A 4,572-nucleotide genomic window follows, 5' to 3' on the forward strand; every position below is an offset into this window, starting at 1 on the left:
AGCCTCGCCCTTGAGCGCCGGCCCACCCCACTGAGCAGGGCACCTCACCCAGACCTCATCGCGAATCGGGCATCACGGCGCGAACCGCACTCTGAAAGTTCCCATCGTGAGGTGGGGTAAGGGAGAGCCGAGCCCAGAGTGTCAGGGCGAAGGCCATGGAAACGGTGAAGACCCTGGAATCGCAGCCGTGAGGAACTCCCCGGCGTAAGGGGCGCGGAACGTTCGGATAGTGACGGCGGGAACTGGAGAGGCCCTCCCCGGCCCGGCGGCCTGCGCGCAGTCGCCGCCGGAAGCTGGGTGCCCTATAACCGACGACCTCGGGAAGTGGGTGCCGGCCGGGTGGGCGTCAGAGGCGGCCGTAGTACTGCTTGAGCCGAGCGGACAACATAACCGCCGGTGAGGGAAGGGCCGCTACTTCGTCGATGCGTAGAGATGTGGAGGAGGGGCCCGGTGAGTGCCCTTGTGGCTAGTCCCGCCGACGGGGGACGTTCTCCCTCGGATCCGGTCCGTGCCTTGCAGCATGCGCTCTACCGGGCGGCCAAGGCCGACCCCGGACGGCGGTTCCACGCGCTGATGGACAAGGTCTCGCGCAGGGACGTCCTATGGCGCGGGTGGGTCGCGGTGCGTCGCAACAACGGCGCTCCGGGTATCGACCAGACCACTTTGGAGGAGGTCGAGGAGTACGGGGTGGCCCGGCTCCTCGACGAACTGGCCGTGGAGTTGAAGACCGGCGGTTATCGTCCGCTCCCGGCGCGTCGGGTGTTCATCCCCAAGCCCGGCACGCTGGAGCAAAGGCCGCTGTCGATCCCTTCGGTGCGCGACCGGATCGTCCAGGCCGCGTGGAAACTGGTGGCGGAGCCGGTGTTCGAGGCGGATTTCCTTCCGTGCTCGTTCGGGTTCCGTCCCCGGCGCGGTGCCCACGATGCACTCCAGGTACTCATCGACGAGTCCTGGCAGGGGCGCCAGTGGGTGGTGGAGACGGACATCGCCAACTGCTTCGAGGCGATTCCGATCGAGAAGTTGATACAGGCGGTCGAGGAACGCATCTGCGACCAGCCGTTCCTGAAGCTACTGCGCGTGATGTTGCGCGCTGGGGTCATGGAGGACGGGCAGGTCCGTCGACCGGTCACCGGAACCCCACAGGGCGGGGTTGCATCCGCTCTGCTCTGCAACGTATACCTGCACCGGCTCGACCGGGCATGGGACGTGGACGAGTACGGGGTTCTGGTGCGCTATGCCGACGATGCGCTGGTGATGTGCAGATCCCGGCGTCAGGCCGAGGCCGCGCTGGCGCGGCTTCGGGAACTGCTGGCCGAGCTCGGTTTGGAGCCGAAGGAGGCCGAAATGTGCCGGCGAGCGACCGGTGAAGGGCGCGGGCCGCCCAGGTATACGCGACGGCCCGTGGGACCTACCGAGTCTCGTGGCCGCCGACAACCTCCTCGTGGGTGAAGGCTGATTTGTGTGCTGCGCCGTTCGGGTGATGCTGCATCGAGGGCTCTTGCTGACCTGTGTGAGCGTCCTGCACGGTTTGCTGTATTGGAATCGGGCGGGTTGCCCATCCCCGGCCGGAGGGACGTGGCAGGGATGGGCAGCGCCGGTCTTTCGCTGGGGCGTCGGCGTCGCGGGGCGGCAGCCGAGATTCCCGCGGGGAGGGATCTCGTTCTCTCAGTCTGGTCTGTCAGGCGTGCCGCGGGGACTCCTCCGGGCTGGGCCGCCTGTGCTGCCGTGCCTGCGGGCGCGGCCGGAGGGAGGACGGCGTGAACGCTGGACCGGAACTGGGACGTGGGCGCTGGCCCTCCCCGATGGTGATCGGGGCGTCGTCGGCCCTGGACCGCTCGGCGGCGCCGGCGGTCACCGCTCCGGTGGCTACCGTGCCGGTGGGGGCGGGTCCGGTGGGGGTGGTCATCACCCCCGACGGCCGGTGGGCGTACGTCAGCGACTACGGTGACGGCACCGTCAAGGTGATCAGCACGTCGACCAGGGCGGTCACCGCCTCGATCGACGTGGGCTCCGGCCCCTGGGGTCTCGCGGCCGCCCCGGACGGGCGGCAGGTGTACGTGGCGAACTACGCCGCGAACACCGTCCAGGTGATCGACACGGCCACCAACACGGTCAGCGGCACCGTCACCGGCATGGCCAACCCGGTTGGGCTGGCCGCCACCCCGGACGGCAGCCGCGTGTACGTGGCCTGCCAGGCCCTGAACAGCGTGCGCGTGATCGACACCGCGACCCTGACGGTCCTCGGGGAGATCGCCGTCGGCACCGGGCCGCGGAACGTCGCGGTCTCCCCCGACGGGCAGCACGTCTACGTGAGCGAGGAGGGCGACAACGCGATCAGCGTCATCGACACCGCCACCGCCACCGTCACCGCCCGCCTGACCGGCTTCCTCTTCCCCCGGGTCTGCGCCGTCACCCCGGACGGACGCTACCTGTACGTCCCCAACTACGGCGGCAGCACCGTGGACGTCGTCGACCTGGCGATCGGCACCACCATCGCCTCCATCCCGGGCTTCAGCCTCCCCTTCATGGCCGCGATCACCAGGGACGGCACGCTCGCCTACGTCTCCGACAACGGCAACGGAACCGTCAGCGCCATCGACACCGCCACCCACACCATCGTGCGCACCTACGGCGGACTGAACACCCCCTACTTCCTCGCCGTGACCCCGGACGACCTGCAGATCTACGTCGTCAACAACGGCGCCAGCACCGTCAGCGTGCTCCCCGGGCTCACCGGCCTGTTCCCGGACCAGGGGCCCACCGGCGGCGGGACACCCGTCACGATCATCGGGACCCACCTGACCGGGACCACCGCCGTCCACTTCGGCGACCGGCTCGCCACCCACGTCGTGGTCGTCGACGACAACGAGATCACCTGCGTCACCCCGGCCGGCCAGGGCGTCGTCGACGTCACCGTCACCACCCCCGGCGGCACCAGCTTCCCCGTCCCGTTCTACTACATCCCCCCGCCCCGTATCGCCGCGCTCCACCCCAGCACCGGACCGGTGGTGGGCGGCACCACCGTCACCATCGACGGCCGCAACCTGCAAACGGTCACCACGGTGACCTTCGGAACCGCCACCCTGCTCCCGACCGTGCTCTCCGACAGTCAAATCACCGTCACCACCGCACCCGCGGCGGCCGGCACCGTCCCTGTCGTCGTCACCACCGTAGGCGGCGTCGCCGATGACGCCACCTACACCTACCTCGCCCCCCCGTCCGCCACCGCCATCAGCCCGGTCACCGGCCCCGCGGCCGGAGGCACCACGGTCACCCTCACCGGCACCGGCCTGGCCACCACGACCACCGTGGCCTTCGGCACCACCTCCGCCGCCTTCGTCGTCGTCTCCGACACCCTGATCGACGCCACCGCCCCCGCGCACACGGCGGGCGCCGTCGAGGTGACCGTCACCACCCCCGGAGGCAGCGCCACCGCACCCGAGCCCTACACCTACACCTGAGGGCCCCGACGGAACGGCCCAGGGGCAGCGGCTGGGAATCGTCCGGGAGCGTGTCCGAAAGATCGTGTAAGTCCGTGACGTGACAGTCTGGCCGAGGGCTCGGCCACGGGCTCTCTGGCCAGGCGGAACGGACGAGTCATGACGGACAAGGCGGACCCGGTTGTCGAGCCGGTCGATGAGCGGCTGGTGGACGAGGTCGTCGAGCGGTTGATGGACCGCGCCCGACGCGTCGGGTGCGGCCCTGCTGGGCGAGGGCGGGCTGCTGACCCAGGTCACCAAGGCAGTGCTGGAACGTGCCCTGGACGCGGAAATGACCGAGCACCTGGGCTACGAGAAGCACGACCCGATCGGTCGCGGCTCGGGCAACAGCCGCAACGGGACCTCATCGAAGACCGTGTTGACCGACGTCGGGGCGGTCACGGTCGCGGTGCCCAGGGACCGCAACGGTGACTTCGAGCCGCGGCCGATCCCGAAGAACGCACGACGGCTGGCTGGCTTCAACGAGCGGATCCTGTCGCTCTACGCGCGCGGTATGTCGGTGCGTGACATCCGCTCCCACCTCGCCCAGATCTACGGCGTCGAGGTCAGCGCCGACCTGATCAGCAAGGTCACCGACGCCGTGGCGGACGAGCTGGCCGCCTGGCAGAACCGGCCGCTGGACACGATCTGGCCGATCATCTACATCGACGCACTGTGGGTGAAGATCCGCTCCGGCGCGGTGAGTTCAAAGCCCGTCTACGTGGCGGTCGGGGTCGACATGGACGGCCGCAAGGACGTGCTGGGCCTGTGGGTCGGTGCCGAGGGCGAGGGCGCGACCACGTGGATGGCGGTACTGTCCGAATTGCGCAACCGGGGCATCGAGGACGTGTGCATCGTCTGCTGCGACGGCCTGAAGGGCCTGCCAGGGGCAGTCACCGCCACCTGGCCCCGCGCCACCGTGCAGACGTGCGTGATCCGCTGGAGCCGTCAAGAAACAACACGTTGCCTCCCGGAAGGTGCGTCGTTGATGTCTCAACGAAGGCGGGGATGCGGCAGCGCCGGGCCCAGTTGATCCAGGCGTCCAGGGCTTTGAGGGCGGCGGTGGGGCGGTGCTTGGCCAGGGCGAAGACGG

Annotated in this window: 2 protein-coding genes and 1 pseudogene; all 3 read left to right on the forward strand. The window is 69.6% G+C overall.

Annotated features, from left to right (window positions below; genetic code table 11):
- Nucleotides 1-513: 513 nt before the first annotated feature.
- Nucleotides 514-1,449 carry a group II intron reverse transcriptase/maturase gene (locus ACZ38L_RS38525; RefSeq protein ID WP_465702642.1) on the forward strand — a complete coding sequence of 312 codons (936 nt, stop codon included), beginning with the start codon at nt 514-516 and terminating at the stop codon, nt 1,447-1,449.
- Between the two features lie 308 nt (nt 1,450-1,757).
- Nucleotides 1,758-3,461 carry an IPT/TIG domain-containing protein gene (locus ACZ38L_RS38530; RefSeq protein ID WP_465702644.1) on the forward strand — a complete coding sequence of 568 codons (1,704 nt, stop codon included), beginning with the start codon at nt 1,758-1,760 and terminating at the stop codon, nt 3,459-3,461.
- A 138-nt stretch (nt 3,462-3,599) separates the two neighbouring features.
- Nucleotides 3,600-4,428: pseudogene (locus ACZ38L_RS38535) on the forward strand (IS256 family transposase); the annotation flags it as partial.
- Between the last annotated feature and the right edge of the window lie 144 nt (nt 4,429-4,572).

The organism is Kitasatospora sp. NPDC024654, from assembly GCF_055559155.1.